This window comes from Anaerolineae bacterium (assembly GCA_011176535.1).
Taxonomy (GTDB): Bacteria; Chloroflexota; Anaerolineae; order Anaerolineales; family DRMV01; genus DUEP01.
In genome coordinates this window covers 1-19524 of the sequence record DUEP01000005.1, presented here as the reverse complement: position 1 = coordinate 19524, position 19524 = coordinate 1, and the positions used below count along the sequence as shown (strand labels likewise).

Genomic DNA, 19524 nt, shown 5'->3' with positions numbered 1-19524 from the left:
GCCATGGAAGTGCATGAAGCCATCCGCACCAAGCGGGCGGTGCGCAAGTTTCGCGACGAGCCGCTGCCCGAGGAGGTCATCCGGGCTATTCTCAACGCCGGACGGCGGGCGCAATCTTCCAAGAACACCCAGCCCTGGCATTTTATCGCCATCACCGACAAAGCGGTGCTCCAAGCCCTCTCGGAGTGTGGGCACTACGCCGGGCATCTTGCTGGCGCGGCCCTGGGTGTGGCCATTCTCACCCCCGACCCGGCGCAGCGCTTCACTATCATGTTCGACGCCGGGCAGGCGGCGGCCTACATGCAACTGGCGGCCTGGGAGTTGGGGGTAGGCTCCTGCCTGGCCAGCATTTACGAGCCGGAGAAGGCCCGCGAGATTCTGGGCTTTCCGCCTGAGTGGCATTTGCGGATCGCTCTTTCCTTTGGGTACCCTGCCGATCCCAATGTGCTGCGTCGCCCCCCACGCCCTGGCGGACGGCGGCCCTTTGATGAAATCGTCCACTGGAACCATTGGTGACATCCCATCTCCCTGGAGGTTATCTCATGCCCTCAGAACTTTTCTGGCACCCGGACCTGCTCCAGGTGCTGGTGATGAAGTTTTCCGGCGCGGTGAGTCTGGATGAAGCCCTGGACCGGACGGTGGAAGAGGGAGAATTCATCAAACAGGCGGATACCAAGGTGCATACCATCATCGACCTGCGCGAGGTGACAGGGGTGCCCAACGACTTTTTGAGCGTGGTGCCGCGCATTGGCACCATGCCCGCCGCCTCACACCCCAACGCCGGTTATAAAGTGGTGGTGGGGGCGCGCGGTTTGGCCAAGGTGTTTCTGGACATCTTTTCCAATGTGGTGCGTCGGCTCATCATGGTGGACACCATGGAGGAAGCGGAGGCGTTTTTGCGCGAGAAACTTGAGGAGGGAGGGGAGCAGGCATGAGCCGTTCCTTCACTCTCCGTAAACCACAAACCCCGGCCGATTGGGCCATGGCCGTGTTTGGCGTGATGGCGTTGCTCCTGGGCGCGGTAGGGCTGATCTCCCCCGAAGCCGTGTTGCGGTTGCTTTCCTTGCCGGCCCCCTCTCCCACGCAGCGAGCCAGCGTGGATTTGACACGCGCCTTCCTCACCGCTTCTTCGATGGCCTCCTTCAACATGGGCGTGTACTACCTGCTGGCTGTCGGAGCCCGTTTTGTCCCCTTTTACCGCTGGACTGTTCCCTTTCGGATGCTGACTTTCCTCGTCTTCACTCTGGCCGTTTGGCGGGGCGTCATGCCTCCCGCTTTCTTTGGCGTGGCGGTCTGGGAATTGTTGGGCGCCCTGGTGGTTGCCTGGACGCTGCGCTATGAGCCGGAGACGCGCACGAGCGGATGATTTACTATCACGACATCTTCACCTTCCCTCTGCCTCCGGGCCATCGTTTCCCCGAGGTCAAATATCGTCTGCTGCGGGAAACATTACTGGCGCGAGGCATGGTTTCGCCGGAGGTGTTGCAGGTGCCCACGGCGGCCACGGAGGACGAACTGGCCCTGGGGCACCTGTCTGCTTATCTGGAAAAGGTGCTTCGAGGGCGATTGACCCCGGCGGAGGAACGGCGCATTGGCCTGCCCTGGTCGCCCCAGTTGGTGGAGCGCACCCGACGCAGCGTGGGCGGCACCATTGCAGCGGCCTACGCCGCGCTGGAGGGCGGCCTGGGCATCAACCTGGGCGGCGGGACCCACCACGCGGCCCCTGACCATGGGGCGGGATACTGTGTGTTCAACGATGTCGTCGTGGCCGCGCGGGTCCTGCAGCGGGCGGGCTTAGTGCGGCGCGTGCTGGTGGTGGATGGCGATGTGCATCAGGGAGACGGCACGGCGGCGGCCACCAGCAACGACCCCACCATCTTCGCCTTCAGCATCCACGCCGAGCATAACTTCCCTTTCCGCAAGGTCCCAGGCGATCTGGACATTGGGCTGCCCGATGGCACGGGCGATGAAGCCTATTTGCAGGCCCTGGACGAAGGGTTACGCCTGGCCTTCGCGCGGTTTTCCCCGGACATCGTCTTCTACATCGCGGGCGCCGACCCTTATGAGGGAGACCGGTTGGGGCGCTTGTCCCTGACCCGAGAGGGGTTGTTGGCCCGCGATCGCCTGGTGATGGAGACGGTGCGGCGGCGTCGTTTGCCTCTGGTGCTCACCATGGGCGGCGGTTACGCCCGTCCCATCCTGGATACCGTGGAGATTCACGCCCAGACGGTCGCGCTGGCCCTGGATTTGTGGGGCCAATCCCGCAAGGCCGTGCTGGGCGAGACGGCTGGGAGGTCCCCATGACCTATCGTGTGTTGGTGTTGCATGGCCCCAATCTCAACCTGTTGGGCGTTCGGGAGCCGGAGGTGTACGGCGCGTTGACCCTGGAAGAGATCGACGCCCGGCTGGTCGAACTGGGCCGGGAGTGGGACCTCGAGGTGTTCACCGAGCAGCATAACGGCGAGGGAGACCTCATCGAGGCCCTGCACCGCGCCCGGGAGGGGGCCGATGGTGTGGTCTTCAACCCTGGCGGCTATACCCACACCTCGGTGGCGCTGCGCGATGCCGTGGTCGCCATTGGCTTGCCTGTGGTGGAGGTGCACCTCTCCAACATTTTCGCCCGCGAGCCCTTTCGTCAGCGCTCGCTGATTGCGCCGGTGTGTATCGGTAGCGTGTCCGGCTTTGGCTGGATTTCTTATGTATTGGGCTTACAAGGCCTGTTGGCATACCTGCAAGGTAGGTAAAGGAGGAGAGATGGAACTGGCTATCGTCGGCCTGGGAAAAATGGGAAGTAACATGGCCCGCCGTTTGTTGCGCGGAGGGCACCGCGTGATGGGTTACAATCGCTTGCCGGAGGTCACCCGTCGCCTGGCGGCAGAGACGGAGTTGATCCCGGCCTTCAGCCTGGAGGAGACGGTGGCCAAGTTGGAAGCCCGACCGCGGGTAGTCTGGGTGATGGTGCCCGCTGGCGCGCCTACGGAAAGCGTGGTGCAGGCCCTGGGCGAGCAGTTGACAGCCGGGGATATCGTCATCGATGGCGGCAACACTTTCTACAAGGACGACCTGCGACGGGCGGCGGTGCTGGCCGAGCGCGGCATCCGCTATGTGGATGTGGGCACCAGCGGCGGGGTGTGGGGCCTGACCGAGGGATACAGCATGATGAGCGGCGGCGACAAAGAGACGGTGGAGCATCTGCGTCCCATTTTCGAGACCCTGGCCCCCGCGCCCGACCGCGGATGGGGCCATGTGGGCCCGGTGGGGGCGGGGCACTTTGTCAAGATGATGCACAACGGCATCGAATACGGGGTGATGCAGGCTTACGCCGAGGGTTTTGAAATCCTCAAGTCCAAGCAGGAGTTTGACCTGGATTTGCACCAGATTGCCGAAATCTGGCGCTTTGGCTCGGTCATTCGCTCCTGGCTGCTCGACCTCACCGCCCGTGCCCTGGCCGAGGACCCCGATCTAGCCCATATCAAGGGCTGGGTAGCCGATTCGGGCGAGGGCCGCTGGACCGTGTTCGGGGCCATTGACCTGGATGTCCCGGCGCCGGTCATCACCCTGGCGTTGCAGATGCGTTTCGTCAGCCGTCAGGAGGAGAGTTTTGCCGCCAAGGTGCTGGCGGCCATGCGGCACCAGTTCGGCGGTCATGCGGTCAAACGGGAGTGAGGGGGATGGATACCACCATCGTGATTTTTGGCGCTTCGGGGGATTTGACCTGGCGGAAGTTGATCCCGGCGTTGTACAACAACGCGCTCAAGGGGCGTCTCTCCTCAGGGACGCGCATTCTCGGCGTGGCGCGCCGCGATTACAGCCAGGAGAGTTTCCGTGAGCGGTTGCGCACCGGGGTGCAGAACTTTTCGCCGGAGACTTATGATGAGCAGGCCTGGGCGCAATTCGCCCAACGCATCGCCTATTTCCGGGATGATTTGATGGCCCAGGAGACCTACGCCGCCCTGAGCAAGGCCCTGGAGGAACTGGACGGCGGCAAGGCCCAGCGGATTTTCTACATGGCGACCGCGCCTTCGCTGTACATCCCCATCGTGCAGGCTTTGGGCGCCTGCGGATTGCCCGACCAGGCCCCCAGCAGGGTGGTGGTCGAAAAGCCCTTCGGCCACGATCTGGAATCGGCCCAGCGGCTGAGCCAGGTGCTCCATCAGGTGTTCGACGAAAGCCAGATTTACCGCATCGACCACTACATGGGCAAGGAAGACGGCGCAGAACATCTTGTTCTTCCGCTTTGCCAACGCCATCTTTGAGCCCATCTGGAACCGCAACTATGTGGATCATGTGCAGATCACCGTGGCCGAAAGCGTGGATGTGGGCCACCGGGCCGGATATTACGACAGGGCCGGGGTGCTGCGGGATATGTTCCAGAATCACCTCCTCCAACTGCTGACCCTGAGCGCCATGGAGCCCCCGGCCTCGTTCGACGCCGATGCCATTCGCAACGAAAAGGTCAAGGTGCCGACCGCCATTCCCATCCCGGATGAGGAAGAGGTGGCCCGATACAGCGTGCGGGCCCAGTATCGCACTTACTGGGACACCGAAGGTGTGGCCCCAGGCTCCCAGACGCCCACTTATGCGGCGTTACGTCTGCAAATCAACAACTGGCGCTGGCAGGGAGTGCCCTTTTACCTGCGCTCAGGCAAGGCGCTTAGGGCCAAACGGAGCGAGATTTCGGTGGTGTTCCGCCGCCCCCCGCATGTGATGTTCCGCTTTCCCCCCGGACATCAACTCACGCCAAACATTCTCTCCCTGTGCATTCAACCCAATGAGGGGATTCACCTGCGTTTCGAGGCCAAAGTCCCGGGCTCCGTACAGGAAACCCAATCGGTGGACATGGAATTTCGCTACGCCCAGGCCTTTGGCCATTATCTGCCGGATGCCTACGAGCGGTTGCTGCTGGACGCCATCGAGGGTGACGCCTCGCTCTTCACCCGAAGCGATGAGATCGAACACGCCTGGCATCTGATTGACGCCATCCTGGCCTGCTGGGAAGGTCCCCATGCGCCCCCCCTGGAGTTTTACGAAAACGGCACCTGGGGCCCCAGCGCGGCCGATGCCCTGATGGCCCGCGAGGGGCGACGCTGGCTGTTGGGTTGCGCGGATTGAGCCATGTGCCCCTTCGTACGCATTTTTCCCACCTCGGAGCGGGCGGTGCAGGCGGCGGCACGCCTGTTGCTCGCCGTGGCCTGCCGGAGCGTGCAGCGCCGGGGGCGATTCGTGGTGGCCCTTTCGGGGGGCAACACGCCGCGGGCCCTGTATCGCCTCCTGGCCACGACGCCCTGGAAGGCATGTTTCCCCTGGGCGCACACCTTCGTCTTTTGGGGCGACGAGCGCATGGTGCCGCCCGATCACCGGAGAGTAACTTTCGCATGGCCTACGAGGCGTTGTTGGCCCATGTGCCTGTGCCGCCGGGCCAGGTCTTCCGCGTGCCCACCGAATACCCGCCCGGGGAAGCAGCGCAACGCTACGAGCAGCAACTGCGGAGCCTGTTCCACGGCGAGGGGCCGGTGTTCGATATGGTGTTGTTGGGCCTGGGCACGGATGGCCATACGGCGTCTTTGTTTCCGGGCACGGCGGCGTTGCAGGAGGAGAAGCGCTGGGTCACAGTGGTTCATGTGCCGCGGCTGGCCTCCTGGCGGGTGACGCTGACCTTCCCGGCGTTGAACGCGGCGCGCCGGGCGTTGTTTCTTGTGTTGGGCGCCTCCAAGGCCGACATCGTGGCCCAGGTGCTGCGCGGACCCGAGGAGCGGTATCCGGCGCAACGGGTGCGCCCCGCGAGCGGCTGTATTGGTTTTTGGATGCGGAGGCGGCGGGGCGTTGACGGCGTTGTTTCCTGTGACATGAAGAATGGAACGCCTAAGGTGATGTTTGGGATCGTAGGGTATGGTTTCCCTCCCTGACTGTAGCCCTGCGGCGCGCGGCGGGGCGGCCCTATGCTGGACCGCCCCGCGTTGCGTATGGACTATTTCTTCTTCAAGAACCGCGACACCACCACGGCGGCGCTGGGCAGCGGCAGGGTGTCGCCCCAATCCAGTTCGGCCGGGGCTTTGGGGGCCTTCTTCAGCCGTTCGGTGCCCTGGAGGATGAAGATCGGTGTGCCTTCCTCGGCGTACTTGCGCAGCACCACAGCCTGCCCTGTCAGATAACCTTCGCTGTCAATGGCACAACTGGTCACCGCGCCGACCACCTTGCCGCGCTTGTCGAGCACCGGGTCGCCTAAGTGGGCCATGCGCACGTGCTTCTCGGTGAAGCGGAAGCGCACGATTCCCTGCTGGCGCTGCGCCTCGCGGGCCAGGAAGGCCTCACGGCCGATGAACCAGGGCTTGTAGGTCTTGACGAACCTGGCGAAACCGGCCTCGCCTACGCCCAGGTTGAGGAGGCCGCCTAACTCATGGCCGTAGAGGGGCAACCCGGCCTCGGTGCGCAGCGAATCGCGGGCGCCCAGGCCGCACGGCTTGAGGCCCAGGGGCTCACCGACCCGGAGCAGCGCCTCGAAGAGTTCGGCTGCCCGGTCGGGGTGTACGAACAACTCGAAGCCCATCTTCTCGCCCGTGTAGCCCGTGCGCGAGACGATGAGGTCGAAGCCGCCCAGCGTCACCTCGGCCAACTGGTTGCGCTTCAAACGCAAAATGCGGCGCCTGGTGGCCGGGTCCGCGCCCAGGGCCAGCAACACCTCGCGGGAGCGCGGCCCCTGCAAGGCCAGGTCCACCCGCATGTCGGCTCCCTCCTCAGGGTCGCGCAAGTTGCGCAACTCCGCGCCCCGGCCGAAAGCGCGCGCTCCAGGCCGCGCCCGGTCCACCAACACCCGGCCTTCTTTGACCGCGTTCAGCCAGGCCCAATCCTTCTCGTCGTTGGCTGCGTTGACCACCACCAGGTATTTGTCCGTATCGCGGCGGTACACATACAGGTCGTCTATCACCTTGGCGTCGGGGTCCAAAAAGTGCGCGTAGGCGGCCTCGCCCACCTTGAGTTTGCCGATGTCGTTGCCGCACACGCTGTCTAAGAAAGCCGCCGCATCAGGGCCCTCCACTTGGTACACACCCATGTGGGTGACATCGAACAGCCCGGCCGCCTGGCGCACGGCCAGGTGCTCCTCCAACACCGAGGAGTACCACACCGGCATCTCCCAGCCGGCGAAACGTACCATCTTGGCGCCCAGGCGCTTGTGCAGGTCGAACAGGGGGGTACGGCGGAGACCCTCGGGTTCGGCCTCCTCCCATTGGAATTCGGGCAACCCCTCAGGGGTCCCGCTGCTGCCGGACCCCCGGGATGCAGCCAGGCCCACAAAGTAGGGCTTATCCTGGGGTTCGGGCACCTCCCCCTGGGGCAGCGGGTCGGGTTCCCCGTCCAGCGCCTCGAGCACCCAGGCGGGGCCGGGCACCTTGCGTTTGAGGTCCAGGTCATCGAAAGCGATGTACCCGTCGGAGAGGTCGCGCAGGTAGGTCATCACCAGGGAGGTCTGCTCGCGGGGCACGGTCAGACGGAAGCGACGGGGTTCCACACAGCGCAGCGTGCCGCTCACCCAGCCCTTGGGGGTGTGCAGACGGGTGGGCTGTGTCTGGCCGGGTTCCAGGCCTTCGACATCGGAAGCCAAAGCAAAGTTGAGGAACTGCCGTACCCGCTCCCCACCGATCTCCAACACCGTGCGGTCGCCGGGGCGCTGGGGCTGGTCGTCGGGGTAGATGAAGTGGGGGTAGCCAAAGCCCTGCGGCTCGACATCACGGCCCGCGCGATCGGCCAGGTCGCGTACCCGAAGGCGGGCATCCTGCAAGGCGTCGTAATCCACCTTGGCCCGTTGCTTGCCGTCCACAGTGTAGGGCGTCACCGCCCAGAGCAGGTCGGCGATGACATCGGCCAGTTCGCGGCTCCTGGCCTCGTCGAAGCCGCGCTGGGTGATCCAGGGCGTGCCCATACGGATGCCCGAAGGGTTGCGCGCCCCTTTGTCGCCGGGGATGGTGTTGCGGTTGACCACGATGCCGGCCACATCGAGGATACGGGCCGCCAGATCCCCTGAGAGGGGCGTGCCGTCGGAGGCGCGCACGCTTTTGCAGTCCAGGTTCATCAGGTGGGTATCCGTGCCACCGTAGGGGATGCGGAAGCCCCGCTCGCGCAGCCGCTCGGTGAAGGCAATGCAGTTCTTCACCACCTGGTGGGCGTACTGGCGGAACAGCTCGGTCTGCGCCAGTTTGAAAAGCAAGGCTAAGGCGGCGAAGATGTTCACATGGGGGCCACCCTGCTCGCCGGGAAACACGGCGCGGTCGATTTTGCGCGCGATGACCGGGTCCGTGGTCAGGATGACCGCCCCGCGCGGCCCGCCCAGGGTCTTGTGGGTGGTAAAGGTAATCACATCGGCGTAACCTACAGGCGAGGGATAGGCGCCGCCTACCACCAGCCCGGCCACATGGGCGATGTCGGCCATCAAGTAAGCACCCACCTGGTCGGCGATGGCGCGGAACCTGGCCCAGTCCACCGCCCAGGGATAGGAGGAGTACCCGGCTACGATGATTTGGGGCTTGTGCTCCAGGGCCAGGGCCTCGACCTGGTCGTAGTCCAGGCGCTCGGTCTCGGGATGCACGGTGTAGTGCACCACCTGGTAGAGTTTGCCGCTGCGGTTGGCCGGCGAGCCGTGGGAGAGGTGGCCACCGTGAACCAGGTGCATGGAGAGGATGGTGTCGCCCGGTTTGATCAGCGCATGGTACACCGCGTTGTTGGCCGGTGCGCCGGAGAGGGGCTGCACGTTGACGAAGAGGTCGTCGGCGCTCACGCCGTTGGCGGCGAAGGCTTCGGCACAACGACGGCGGGCCAGGGATTCCACGATGTCGGCGTACTCCACGCCCTTGTAGTAACGCGGGTCGGCCAGCCGGCGGTACTCGGCCAGCCGGGCCTTGTAATCCAGAATCTCCTCCTCGCTCAGCCAGCGCCAGTGCTCCGGAGGATAACCTTCGGCGTAGATGTTCTGGAAGGCCGAGGCCATGGCCTCCCGCACGGCCAGAGGCGCCTGACTCTCGCTGGGGATGAGGATCAACCGCCGCACCTGCCTCTCGGCCTCAATTTGGGTGAGTTCGTACAGGGCGGGGTCTAAGTCCCTGAGCGTGCCGCGGAAGAGGTAGTCTTGGGTCATGAGGTCTCTCCAAAGGAGGGATGGGAGCGAAGAAGACGGGGTGTTGAAAGGCCTGGAAACTTCAGCATTGAGGGATTCCGGGCATCCCGCGATCTATGGTCGCAATCAAATTATAATCCATGCCATGTGATCCTTCCCCGTCCCCGCTTGTGACGATGGTTTGGGACAGGCGCCTTGGATGCCTCCTGTCCAAAATTCTGGTAAAATCGGCTTTGGTGTGATGTGGAGTTTATGCAGCGGCAGTGCCGCTTGGGGCGCTCCGGGGTGCTCCCTGGAGCGTCTCTTATGCGTGGCAACGGGCAATCCTGAGGAGTTTCTATATGGCCGGTACGGTCTCGCGAAAGTTGTCGAATGCGTTTGAAGGTGCCTTGGCAGGCGGTGGTGATCCGGCGACCTCGCCGCTGTATGTCTTTGGCCCCTTCTTCAAATTGCTGGTGATGGCCGGGGTGGCCGGGGTGGTTTACGGTGCCAGTATCTGGCTGGTGTTGCTCACCGTGGCCGTGGTCTCGCTGATGTATCGCCTGGTCATGCGCTGGGTGACCGACGGCAGCGGCGGCAGCGGCCTCACCGAAGAGGAGTTCGGCGGCTGGGCGGTCAAGATCAACGCCAGCATCACCTACATCGAATACACGCTGACCTTTCTGGTCAGCGTGGCGGCGCTGGTGACTTTTGTGGCGGACCGGTTCCCCGCCCTCAACCACCCCCTGGTGTTGGGCGTCACGGGCCGCTTGCTCCTGGCCATCCTGCTCAGCGTGATTACCGGCTGGCTGGTGAATTTGGGCCCCAAAGTGGCGGCGCGCATTTTTGGCCCGGCGACGCTGGCCGTGCTTTTTCTGTTGTGGGCCATGATCATCGCCACGGTGGTCAAGTTGGGGGTCCATTTGCCTCCCCTGCACCTCTCGGCCTTTTCTTTCAAGTACCTGCCGTTCACCCTGGGGGGCTATGCCCGTATTCTGGCCTTGATGACGGGCATCGAGGTATTCGCCAACCTGGTGGCGGCTTACGAGGGCCGGCCGGAGGAGAAGGCCCGCAAAGCCTTTGGTAGCCTGCTCATCATCATGGGCAGTACGGGCATGACCATGCTCATCGTCGGCCCGGCGATTTATCGCCTGGCCGACCCGCTCAACGAGCATGTTTCGGTGTTCACCCAGACGATGGATGCGTTGCTCCCCGCCCCCTTGCCCTACATCGGAACGCTGATCGGGGTGGTGGTGTTGCTTTCGGCCTCAGCGGCCAGCGCCCAGGGCATCCAGAACCTCTCGCTGGGGCTGGCCAACCGGCATTATGTGCCGCCCAGTTTCGGTCGGCGCAACCAGTACGGCGTTCCCCCGGCGCCGGTGTGGGCCGAGGTGAGCGTGGTTTCCCTGGCTTTCCTGCTTTTCGGCACGCTGGAGGAGACCTACCTTTCGCTCTATGCGGCGGGGGTGTTCATCTTGCTCAGCATGACGGCGTGGGCGGTGGTCAAACGGCTGCGAAGAGAAGTGTTGCAGGAGATGCAATGGGGCCACCTGGTGACCATGTTCGGTAGCGTGCTGGCGGCCATTTTGACCACCATCGCTACGGTGATCCTCTTCGGGGAGCGTTTGCGCGAGGGGGCGTGGATATACTTTGTGCTCATCCCCGCCCTCTACGGCGTGTTGACTTATTTCCGCAACCGTTTGGGCAGCCCCTCGGCCCTGCGGGAGCAACTGGGCCGGCTGGAGGAAGCCATGTGGACCACGGCTTCGGGGCGCACCCAGGCGCCGGCCCCTGCTCCGGTGACCGAACCGGGGGAGGGTGCCAAGGTGACATGGGCCGCCACGCCGGAACGGATCGCTTTGTGGCGTAGCCGCAAAGAGGTGCCTCATCGGATTCTGGTACCCCTGGACGGCACACGGGCGGCAGAGCGGGGCGTGGCCTTCGGCCAGGTGGTGGCGGCGGCTTACGGCGCACACCTGATTTTGGCTTCGGTGATCCCGCCCAAGAAGAACGGGGCCCGCGAAGCGCGCCTGCGCCAGTACCTGACGAGGTGGATGCAGCAGTTGGCCCAGGCCGAGGTTTCGGCCAGCGTGGTGGTCGAGCGCGGCGATGTGCCCGCCACGCTGGCGGCCATTGCCCGGCAGAGCCGTGCCGATTGGCTCATTCTCACCTCGCGGGGGCAGTCGTGGTCGCGCCGCTTCTTGCTGGGGCAGAAGGCGGGCAAGATCTTCGAGGCGGTCAACCTGCCCACGCTGTTCGTGCGGCCCATTGTCAGTCGCCCGCCGCGTCCGCGCTTCCGCCGGGTGTTGGTGCCGTTGGACGGTACGCCTTTCTCCGAGCGCATTTTGCCTTATGTGCGCGCCGTGGATCCCTCTTTCAACAACGAAATCATTTTGCTGTCGGTGCCCGAAGTCCCCGAGCCGGAGTTGTACGGTCTGGAAGCCGATGTGGTGTTGCCCCTGCGGCGGCAGGCCGAGGCGCGGGCCAGGGAGTACCTCTCCCGCGTGGCCGAGGTCCTGCGCGAGGATGGGTTGCAGGTCAAGATGGTGGTGGCCGGTTCGGACCCGGACCGCACCATTGTGCGCGTGGCCAAGGAGTTGGATGTCGATCTCATCATGCTGGCCACCAGGGGGCACATGGGCTTCGACCGCCTGCTGGTCGGCTCCACGGCCGATTGGATCGTGCGGCACACGCTGACGCCGGTCTTCATCCTGCCGCCTTGGAACAACGGGCACGAGGATCAGGGGTAGGAGGCCCCGGACCCAAAAAATACCCAGGCCGGAGGGTTTTCTGCGCCCTCTGGCCTGGTGCCGTTTTTGGGGAAGAGCAGGATTTGGGGGGCGGCCCCTGCCCGGGGTGCGGTTCGCTCCCCTGGGTCCGGGCTCAGGAGATCACGCCCAGAGCACGCCCGACCTTGGTAAAGGCCTCCAGCCCGGCGTCTAGGTCTTCCTTCTCGTGGGCGGCGGAGATCATCACCCGGATGCGAGCCTTGCCCCTGGGTACAGTGGGGTAGCCGATGGCTGTGGCGAAGACCCCGTTTTCGAAGAGTTGGCGGCTGAATTCCTGGGCCAGTTTGGCCTCGCCCAGCATGATGGGGGTGATGGGCGTTACGCTTTGGCCGGTGTCGAAGCCCAGGCGCTTCATCTCGCTCTTGAAGTAACGGGTGTTCTCCCAGAGTTTGTCCACCAGGTCGGTGGATTCTTCCAGTAGGTCTAAGGCGGCCAGGCAGGCGGCGGTGTCGGGCACGGTCATGGCCGAGGAGAACAGGAAGGGGCGTCCGCGCTGGCGCAGCCACTCGATGATTTTGGCGTTTCCGGCCACCACGCCGCCCACCACGCCAAAGGCTTTGGAAAGGGTGCCGACCTCGATGTCCACCTTGCCGTGCAGGTCGAAGTGGTCCACGATGCCGCGACCGCCGCGCCCCAACACCCCTTCACCGTGGGCGTCGTCCACCATAAGGATGGCATCGAAGTGTTGCGTGACCTCGTAGATTTTGTCCAGGGGGGCGATATCGCCGTCCATGCTGAACACGCCGTCGGTGACCACCAGGGCCCGGCGGTACTGGTGACGATGCTCTTTGAGTTTAGCCTCCAGGTCGGCCACATCGCAGTGCGTGTAGCGGATGATTTCGGCTCGGGAGAGGCGGCAGCCGTCGATGATGCTGGCGTGGTTCAGTTCGTCGGAGAAAATTGCATCCCCGCGCCCCACCAGCGCCGGAATGGTGCCCAGGTTGGCGTTGAAGCCCGATTGGAAGGTGATGGCGGCTTCCACGCCTTTGAAGGCGGCCAGGCGGCGTTCCAGTTCCACATGCAGGTCCATCGTGCCGGCGATGGTGCGCACGGCAGCCGGCCCCACGCCGTACCTGTCGATGGCCTCCTTGGCGGCCTGAACCAGACGCGGGTGATTGGCCAGGCCCAGGTAGTTGTTGGAGCAGAAGTTGAGCACCTGTTTGCCATCGACCACCAGCCAGGCGCCCTGAGGCGAACTCAGGGTACGAATGTGGTTGTACAACCCGCTCTCGTGGAGGGCTTGCCATTCGTCTTCGATCCACTGCAGTTTGGGAGGAAGGCTTACGCTCATCGTCTCACCCTCGTTGGCAGGATGCGGCGCAAGGGTGCGCCTGGGTTGAGTATAGCATAAAACCGCCGAGGAAAATCTTGTCAGTCCCCGGCCCTTGTGGTAAAATCAGGCCCGCTCCGGGAGGGATGGCCGAGTGGACGAAGGCAGCGGTCTTGAAAACCGCCGTGGGTGAAGACCCACCGAGGGTTCGAATCCCTCTCCCTCCGCCTGAACGCCAGGCGGGCTCGGCACCCCCGCGAGCGACGAAGTGGAATTGAGGGGAGGTGCCAGAGTCTGGCTGAATGGGGCCGCCTGCTAAGCGGTTGTCGGGGCTAAAACCTCGACCGCGGGTTCAAATCCCGCCCTCCCCGCCTGGTAAGTCCCTTGCGCCCTCGTAGCTCAGCGGATAGAGCGCTTGCTTGCGGAGCAAGAGGTCGCGTGTTCGAATCACGCCGAGGGCGCCATTCACTCAAGGAGCGGGAACCTCCCGCTCCTTTTTCCTTGCCCGCTCTTGCAGGAGGTTCATGCGATGCCCCCCACGATTCTGGTGACCAACGACGATGGAGTGCGTTCGCCTGGTCTGCTGGCCGCGGCCGAGGCGTTGCTTCCCCTGGGGGAGGTGGTCATTGTGGCGCCCCGCCAGCAGGTTTCCGGTACCGGGCGCAGCCTGCCCTCAGATTCCGATGGGCTGATCACCACCTGCACCCTGACCGTGGGCGGCAAGCCTCACACCGCCTACGCCGTGGGCGGCACCCCGGCCCAGGTGGTGCTCCATGCCATGTTGGAGATTCTGGAGACGCCGCCCGGCCTGGTGGTTTCGGGGATCAACTACGGCGAGAACCTGGCGACGGGGGTGACGGTATCGGGCACGGTGGGCGCGGCTTTGGAGGCGGCTACCTTGGGTATCCCTGCCCTGGCCATCTCTTTGGAGACGCCGAAAGAGTACCATCTGTCGCACTCTGATGAGGTGGATTTCTCGGTGGCCGCTCATTTCACCCGGCTGTTTGCCCGGCGTCTGCTGGAAGGCGGCGATGGGTTGCCCCCCGATGTAGATGTGCTGAAAGTGGATGTGCCGGCGAACGCGACGCCGGAGACGCCCTGGCAGTTGTGCCGCCAGGCCCGCAGGCGGTACTATCGTCCGCTGCGCCCCCGCCGTCGCTCGTGGGAGGAACCGGGCACCGTGGGATACACCTATGGCGATCCTCCGGAGACCTTTCCTCCGGATACGGATGTGTATGTCTTGCGCGTGGAGCGCAAGGTGGCCGTGGTTCCGCTGAGCGTGGATTGCACCTCGCGGGTGCCCTTTGAACAACTGGCGCGCTGGCTGCGGGAAGAAAAGTAAAAAAAGCGCGGAGTCACCGCGCTTTTTTGTCTTGCGTCACGCGCGAAGTCAGGCTGTGGGAGGGGCGTCGTTGCCTGCCGCAGGGGGTTCCACCCGCTCCAACATGCCCTGGCGCAGGTACCAGCGGGTGGCCTGCTGCACGAAGGGCAGCGCGAACAGACGCAAATCGGTCGTGGTGAGGATGGTCTGTTCGGTCTCTTGCAGAAAGCGCAGGATGTCAGCGCGGCGTCGGTTGTCCAGTTCGGCCAGCACCTCGTCCAGCAGCAGCACGGGGGCCTCGCCGGTACGCTCGGTGATCCATTGCGCCTCGGCCAGTTTAAGGCTGAGCATGGCCGTCCGCACCTGGCCGCGGGAGCCGTAAACTCCTAAGTCGATGCCGTTGGCCAGCACCCGCCATTCGTCCCGGTGGGGGCCCAGGGTGGTCATGCCGCGGGCCAGGTCCTCGCGGCGGGCCTTTTGCAGGGCCTGGCGGAAGCCCTGGGCGATGTCTTCGACGGTCAGACGGGTGCGGTCCACCGGAACATCCAGCGGAAGGGCGGTTTGCCCGGGAGGGGGAGGGTGCGGCTCAAAAGCAGGCCGATACACCAACCGAAGCACTTCCTGCCCACCGGTCCATTGCCGGTGAAAGCGCAGCGCCTGCCGGTCCAGTTCGGCCAGGGCGTGGATGCGGGCGTGGATGATTTGCGCCCCCAGTCGGCTGAGTTGTTGGTCCCATACCTCTAACGCGCCTGCGGCGCTCTTGGGCAGGTGTTCCTGCCATTGTTTGAGCAGGGCGTTGCGCTGGGCCAGGACTTTATTGTATTCCGAGAGCAGGGAAGCGTAGCCCGGCTGGGCCTGCGAGAGGGTGAGGTTGAGGTAGCGACGGCGCCGCTCCGGCGCGCCGGTGATGATATCCAGCATTTGAGGGAGAAAAAGCACGGCGTTGAAACGCCCCAGGGCTTCCAACAGCCGCACTTTGACCCCGTTGAGGAGCACTTCTTTGCGGGTGCGTCCCCCGTTGAAGCCGTTGGCCTCGCGGATGATGCGCACTTCCAAGGTGTGCCGGCGGCCTTCGCGCACGAATTCCCCCACAATGCGGGCCACGGCCAGCGACCCCTGGGCGGCGGCAAAGTGAATCAATTCGCGGTCGCTGGCGCTCTGGTAAGAGGTAAAGGTGGCCAGAAAGAAAAGGGCTTCCAGGATGCTGGTTTTGCCCTGCGCGTTTGGGCCGACCACGATGATGGCCCCGGGCGGCACCTCGGCTTCCAGCCGGGCGAAGTTGCGAAAAGAGGACAGGGAAAGTCGGGTTAAACGCATCGTCGGGGGCTAAGCGAACGGGCAGCGCATGGGGCCGAAAGTGGTCTCGTGTTCCTTGTCATGACCATCACCGGCAAGCGAATGCCACGGGAAGTCCTCCCGTGGCATGGGGCGGGGTGGGCGACTGTGAGGCCTCACACCAAATCGGGGACAGTTTCCCCTTGGGGGACCCGCCACACTTTCACGGCACGATCGGTAAAGAGCACGCCGTTGAGATGGTCGATTTCGTGTTGAAAGATCCGCGCCACCCAGCCGCGCAGTTTGTATTTGACGGGCTGGCCGTGGCGATTTTGCCCGCGAACGGTAATGGCGACGGGACGCTCCACATCGCCCAGAATCCCCGGAATGGAGAGGCACCCCTCGGTACCGATTTCCGTTTCGCGGGACTGGCGGACGATCTCGGGGTTGACCATAGCCCACAGGCGCGGCGGGACGCTTTCGTCTTCCTCGTCGCCAAACTCTACGACGATCACCCGCAGCGGCACATTGACCTGCGGGGCAGCCAGCCCCACACCGGGGGCGGCGTGCATGGTCTCGATCATGTCGTCAATCAGTTGTTGGAGTTCGGGGCCAAAGTCCTTAACGGGCCGCGCCTTGCGGCGCAGCACCGGATGGGGCACGGTCACAATCGGTCGAATGCTCATGAAATACCTCCATGGCCAGGAAATGAACACTTGGACGGGAGAATTATACCCCATTCTGCCTGGCGGGCGCTTGCGTGAGGGTGTTCACGATTTACTTGTCATCCCTACCGTTTTCGAGTAAGATAGAAAGGCCTAGATAGGCGAAAAACTCTTTCGTTGGTCCTCAAAGGAGGAGAAGATGCGCAAGATTCGTGTGTTGTTTGTGGTTGCCGCTGTGTTGGTGGCCGCGCTGGCGCTGAGCGCCTGCGCCAAGGCCACGCCGACCCCGGCGCCGAAGGGGGAAGTCACCGAGGCGCCCGCGGCTACGGAAGCGCCTGCGGAGACCGAGGCGCCTGTGGCTACAGAAGCGCCTGCAGAGACCGAGATGCCCTCTGAGCCGGCGTTGGGGATGGCTGACAATCCCATCATCTGAGTCCTGACCCCGTCCCAGGACACCGCCACCGTGTTGGCCGGTGCTGAGCCCATCGCCCAGTATGTCGAAGAGAAGACCGGCATTGTGATTAAACCGGTCATCCCCACCGACTACACGGCGCAGCAAGAGGCGCTGTGCTCCGGCGAAGCCCAGATGGCCGCGCTGAACACCTTCGGGTATGTGCGCGCCAGCGCCAAGGGCTGCGCCGATGTAGCGTTGGTCTCGGTGCGCTACGGCTCCACTTCGTATCAGGGCCAGATCATCACCCAGGCCGGATCGGGCATTGAAAAGGTGGAAGATGTGGCGGGCAAGAAGTTCTGCCGGCCTGACCCCGAATCCACCTCAGGTTGGATCATCCCCAGCCTGACCATGAAGGCGGCGGGCATCGACCCCGAGACCGATCTGGCCGAGATCGTGGACACTGGCGGCCATGATGCTGTGGTCATTGCGGTGTACAACGGTGACTGCGATGCCGGGGCGACTTTCTTGGATGCCCGGAAACTGGTGGCGAAAGACTTCCCCGATGTGATGGACAAGGTGGCGGTCATCGCTACTTCGGCGCCCATCCCCAACGACAACATTTCCTTCCGCCCCGACTTCCCCAAGGACCTACGAGACAAGATCGTCCAGGCGCTGCTCAGCCTGAACGATTCTGACGAGGGCAAGGAGATGCTCAAGGGCCTGTTCTCCTGGCAGGGTCTTGAGGCGGCCGATGACGCCTTCTACGATGGCTTCCGCCAGCAACTCGAGGCCGCTGGCGTGACCATCGAGGAGTTGAGCAAATAACTCCCCTCAGGGCGAGGGAGGCCTTGGGCTTCCCTCGCCCTTTTTTGTTGGCGACGGCGGTCGCCGGCCCTCGGCTGCGGAGAAGCCGGCTTCTCTTTAGCCGAGGGGTTTCCTTATCACTCTTTTTGCGAGGTTAGCGGCCTATGTTGGTTGTCGAGCATCTCACCAAAGTGTACGAAGATGGCACCGTGGCGTTGAAGGATGTCAGTTTCACGGTGGAGGACGGGGAGTTTCTGGTCATCATCGGGTTGAGCGGTTCGGGCAAATCCACTCTGTTGCGCTGCATCAACCGCCTCATCGAGCCTACCGAGGGGCGCATCCTGTGGAACGGGGTGGACATTACCCAGGCTTCGGACGCCGAAATGCGCCGCATTCGTCGGGAAATCGGCATGATTTTCCAGCATTTCAACCTGGTGGACCGCCTCTCGGTGCTGACCAATGTGCTCACCGGACGTAGCGGGTATGTCAACCCCTGGTGGAGTCTGATCAACTTTTGGCCGGAGAGCGAGAAACAGCGCGCTTTGCAGGCGTTGGAGTTGGTGGGGATCGCCGACAAAGCCTACAATCGTGCCGACGCCCTGTCGGGTGGACAGAAACAGCGGGTGGGCATCGCCCGGGCGTTGATGCAGGACCCCAAGATGATCCTGGCCGATGAGCCGGTGGCCAGCCTGGACCCGGTGTTGGCGCACTCCATCCTGGGGTATCTGGAGAAACTGAATCGAGAGCGGGGCATCACGGTGTTGTGTTCCCTGCATTACCTGGACCTGGTGCAGCGTTACGCCACCCGCGTCATTGGTCTGCGGGATGGGCGTCTGGTGTACGAGGGCACCAGCGAGGATATTCGCAACATCACCGACGAAGAGTTCAAACACATTTACGGCGAAGAAGCCCAACGTTTGAACGTGGCTGGCTGATTCACCCAACCTGTTTTGTGAGGTGCTCCCGTGGGTACTGAGGTTGCACGCCGCAAGCCGTTTTCTTTCTTCCGCGCGTTGTTGTCGCTGATGGTGCCGGGACTGGGCCAGGCGGTCGCCGGGGCCTACTCTCGCGGCCTGTTCGCCTTTTTGGGCGTGGTGGTGATGGGGGGGCTGACGGTGTACACGGCGGCCCAACGCCCCCGTTATCCCGATTATGGCTTCTCTTTCAAGACGACCCTGGTCTTTTTGGGCGAGACGGCGGCCTTGTGGATCTTCCTGCTGGCGTTGTTCAGCCTGGCCCGCCGGTATGTGCTCCGAGATGAGTTCGTGCGCACTTTTTCGGGGGTGCTTTTCGCCCTTTTAGGGGTGGTGGCTTTTGGTGGGAGCGTGGGCCCCATGCTGTCGATGACCATCCCTGCGGATATGGTGCGCCAGATCTACGGCTTCACTGCTCTGGCCGGGGCCGCGGTGACCTCGGCGATCTGGCTGTGGGCCATTTTTGACGCCGGGGGGCTGGACCCCCAAGAACCTGGCCCCGTGACGCCCTTCCTGTTGTTGATCATCGTGGGCGTGCTGATTTTGGGGTCGCGGCTGACCCAGATCGATCTCCCCAAGGCCATCCGGGAGTATCGCGATACCGAGAAGGTGCTCAGCAGCATCTTTTGGCCCTGGCAGGCGGCCTTTGATTACGAGGCCAGTGCTCTGGAAGCCACGGCGAAACTGGAAGCCCCCTGTGTGGACGAGCAGGCCGCGCCTCCGGTCAACCAGCCCAAGGAAGGCGAACCCTGGATTGTGGTCACACCCACCTGTGGCGAATTGAGCACCCGGGATACCAAAGGACACCTGACCTACGGCACATTGTTGACCATCAAGGGCGGCGGGTTCAAGCCGGGTCTGCCTGTGAAACTGGAATGGGAAGACCCCATCGGCAACCGCTTCACCCCGCGAGGGGTGGGGGATACGGAAATCCCCGTGGGCGACGA

The 19524-nt window shown here is 63.8% G+C and carries 15 protein-coding genes, 3 tRNA genes and 3 pseudogenes; 17 read left to right on the top strand and 4 right to left on the bottom strand.

Going from position 1 to position 19524, the window contains the following annotated elements; all coding sequences use genetic code 11:
- Positions 1-3 precede the first annotated feature (3 nt).
- The 8 genes and pseudogenes from G4O04_01140 to pgl all read left to right on the top strand — a co-directional run bounded on the left by G4O04_01140 (position 4) and on the right by pgl (position 5906).
- Entirely contained in the window at positions 4-516 is a 513-nt protein-coding gene (locus G4O04_01140) for a nitroreductase (protein HEY57146.1), read from the top strand.
- Between the two features lie 26 nt (positions 517-542).
- Positions 543-935, top strand: a complete 393-nt coding sequence (locus tag G4O04_01135; protein HEY57145.1) for a hypothetical protein — start codon at positions 543-545, stop codon at positions 933-935.
- Entirely contained in the window at positions 932-1366 is a 435-nt protein-coding gene (locus G4O04_01130; protein ID HEY57144.1) for a hypothetical protein, read from the top strand. The genes G4O04_01135 and G4O04_01130 overlap by 4 nt, the downstream gene beginning before the upstream one ends.
- Positions 1363-2304, top strand: coding sequence for a histone deacetylase (locus G4O04_01125; protein HEY57143.1), 942 nt, complete (start codon positions 1363-1365; stop codon positions 2302-2304). The genes G4O04_01130 and G4O04_01125 overlap by 4 nt, the downstream gene beginning before the upstream one ends.
- Positions 2301-2744, top strand: coding sequence for a type II 3-dehydroquinate dehydratase (gene aroQ / locus G4O04_01120; GenBank protein HEY57142.1), 444 nt, complete (start codon positions 2301-2303; stop codon positions 2742-2744). The genes G4O04_01125 and aroQ overlap by 4 nt, the downstream gene beginning before the upstream one ends.
- Before the next feature lie 10 nt (positions 2745-2754).
- Entirely contained in the window at positions 2755-3666 is a 912-nt protein-coding gene (gene gnd / locus G4O04_01115) for a decarboxylating 6-phosphogluconate dehydrogenase (protein HEY57141.1), read from the top strand.
- A gap of 5 nt (positions 3667-3671) precedes the next feature.
- Positions 3672-5112: pseudogene (zwf, locus tag G4O04_01110) on the top strand (glucose-6-phosphate dehydrogenase).
- A gap of 3 nt (positions 5113-5115) precedes the next feature.
- Positions 5116-5906: pseudogene (gene pgl / locus G4O04_01105) on the top strand (6-phosphogluconolactonase).
- Positions 5907-5968: 62 nt separating this feature from the next.
- On the opposite strand, the gene gcvT reads toward pgl, so the two are convergent.
- Complete coding sequence (gene gcvT / locus G4O04_01100) at positions 5969-9127, bottom strand: glycine cleavage system aminomethyltransferase GcvT (protein ID HEY57140.1); 3159 nt, start codon at positions 9125-9127, stop codon at positions 5969-5971.
- Positions 9128-9495: 368 nt separating this feature from the next.
- On the opposite strand from gcvT, the gene G4O04_01095 reads away from it, so the two are divergent.
- Entirely contained in the window at positions 9496-11835 is a 2340-nt protein-coding gene (locus tag G4O04_01095) for a universal stress protein (GenBank protein ID HEY57139.1), read from the top strand.
- A 133-nt stretch (positions 11836-11968) separates the two neighbouring features.
- On the opposite strand, the gene G4O04_01090 is transcribed toward G4O04_01095, so the two are convergent.
- The gene (locus G4O04_01090) at positions 11969-13165 is read right to left on the bottom strand and encodes a glycine C-acetyltransferase (protein HEY57138.1); all 1197 of its coding nucleotides are present in this window, start codon (positions 13163-13165) and stop codon (positions 11969-11971) included.
- Between the two features lie 119 nt (positions 13166-13284).
- Here G4O04_01090 and G4O04_01085 point away from each other — a divergent pair.
- The 4 genes from G4O04_01085 (at position 13285) to surE (ending at position 14486) form a co-directional block, all read left to right on the top strand.
- Positions 13285-13371, top strand: a tRNA-Ser gene (locus G4O04_01085).
- A 51-nt stretch (positions 13372-13422) separates the two neighbouring features.
- Positions 13423-13515: transfer RNA gene (locus G4O04_01080), tRNA-Ser, on the top strand.
- Positions 13516-13532: 17 nt separating this feature from the next.
- Positions 13533-13608: transfer RNA gene (locus G4O04_01075), tRNA-Arg, on the top strand.
- A gap of 65 nt (positions 13609-13673) precedes the next feature.
- The gene (gene surE, locus G4O04_01070) at positions 13674-14486 is read left to right on the top strand and encodes a 5'/3'-nucleotidase SurE (GenBank protein HEY57137.1); all 813 of its coding nucleotides are present in this window, start codon (positions 13674-13676) and stop codon (positions 14484-14486) included.
- Between the two features lie 48 nt (positions 14487-14534).
- Here the strand turns inward: surE and recF are convergent, their stop codons facing one another.
- Both recF and def read right to left on the bottom strand, forming a co-directional pair.
- Positions 14535-15782 carry a DNA replication/repair protein RecF gene (gene recF / locus G4O04_01065; protein ID HEY57136.1) on the bottom strand — a complete coding sequence of 416 codons (1248 nt, stop codon included), beginning with the start codon at positions 15780-15782 and terminating at the stop codon, positions 14535-14537.
- 134 nt (positions 15783-15916) lie between these two features.
- A complete protein-coding gene (gene def, locus G4O04_01060; GenBank protein ID HEY57135.1) occupies positions 15917-16426 on the bottom strand; it encodes a peptide deformylase in 510 nt (169 codons plus the stop codon).
- 286 nt (positions 16427-16712) lie between these two features.
- Here def and G4O04_01055 point away from each other — a divergent pair.
- The 4 genes and pseudogenes from G4O04_01055 to G4O04_01040 form a co-directional block, all read left to right on the top strand.
- Positions 16713-16802, top strand: a pseudogene (locus G4O04_01055) (sulfurtransferase).
- 66 nt (positions 16803-16868) lie between these two features.
- Positions 16869-17624 carry a phosphate/phosphite/phosphonate ABC transporter substrate-binding protein gene (locus tag G4O04_01050; GenBank protein HEY57134.1) on the top strand — a complete coding sequence of 252 codons (756 nt, stop codon included), beginning with the start codon at positions 16869-16871 and terminating at the stop codon, positions 17622-17624.
- A 143-nt stretch (positions 17625-17767) separates the two neighbouring features.
- Positions 17768-18538: a phosphonate ABC transporter ATP-binding protein gene (gene phnC / locus G4O04_01045; GenBank protein HEY57133.1), complete on the top strand. Its 771-nt coding sequence runs from the start codon at positions 17768-17770 to the stop codon at positions 18536-18538.
- Positions 18539-18568: 30 nt separating this feature from the next.
- Positions 18569-19524, top strand: a 956-nt coding sequence (locus G4O04_01040; GenBank protein HEY57132.1) for a DUF2339 domain-containing protein, incomplete at its 3' end; no start/stop codon positions are given.

Excerpts from the sequence above, each read along its gene's own strand:
- G4O04_01140 (HEY57146.1), top strand. The coding sequence starts at position 4 with ATGGAAGTGCATGAAGCCATCCGCACCAAGCGGGCGGTGCGCAAGTTT.
- G4O04_01135 (HEY57145.1), top strand. The coding sequence starts at position 543 with ATGCCCTCAGAACTTTTCTGGCACCCGGACCTGCTCCAGGTGCTGGTG.
- G4O04_01130 (HEY57144.1), top strand. The coding sequence starts at position 932 with ATGAGCCGTTCCTTCACTCTCCGTAAACCACAAACCCCGGCCGATTGG.
- G4O04_01125 (HEY57143.1), top strand. The coding sequence starts at position 1,363 with ATGATTTACTATCACGACATCTTCACCTTCCCTCTGCCTCCGGGCCAT.
- aroQ (HEY57142.1), top strand. The coding sequence starts at position 2,301 with ATGACCTATCGTGTGTTGGTGTTGCATGGCCCCAATCTCAACCTGTTG.
- gnd (HEY57141.1), top strand. The coding sequence starts at position 2,755 with ATGGAACTGGCTATCGTCGGCCTGGGAAAAATGGGAAGTAACATGGCC.
- gcvT (HEY57140.1), bottom strand. The coding sequence starts at position 9,127 with ATGACCCAAGACTACCTCTTCCGCGGCACGCTCAGGGACTTAGACCCC.
- G4O04_01090 (HEY57138.1), bottom strand. The coding sequence starts at position 13,165 with ATGAGCGTAAGCCTTCCTCCCAAACTGCAGTGGATCGAAGACGAATGG.
- surE (HEY57137.1), top strand. The coding sequence starts at position 13,674 with ATGCCCCCCACGATTCTGGTGACCAACGACGATGGAGTGCGTTCGCCT.
- recF (HEY57136.1), bottom strand. The coding sequence starts at position 15,782 with ATGCGTTTAACCCGACTTTCCCTGTCCTCTTTTCGCAACTTCGCCCGG.
- def (HEY57135.1), bottom strand. The coding sequence starts at position 16,426 with ATGAGCATTCGACCGATTGTGACCGTGCCCCATCCGGTGCTGCGCCGC.
- phnC (HEY57133.1), top strand. The coding sequence starts at position 17,768 with ATGTTGGTTGTCGAGCATCTCACCAAAGTGTACGAAGATGGCACCGTG.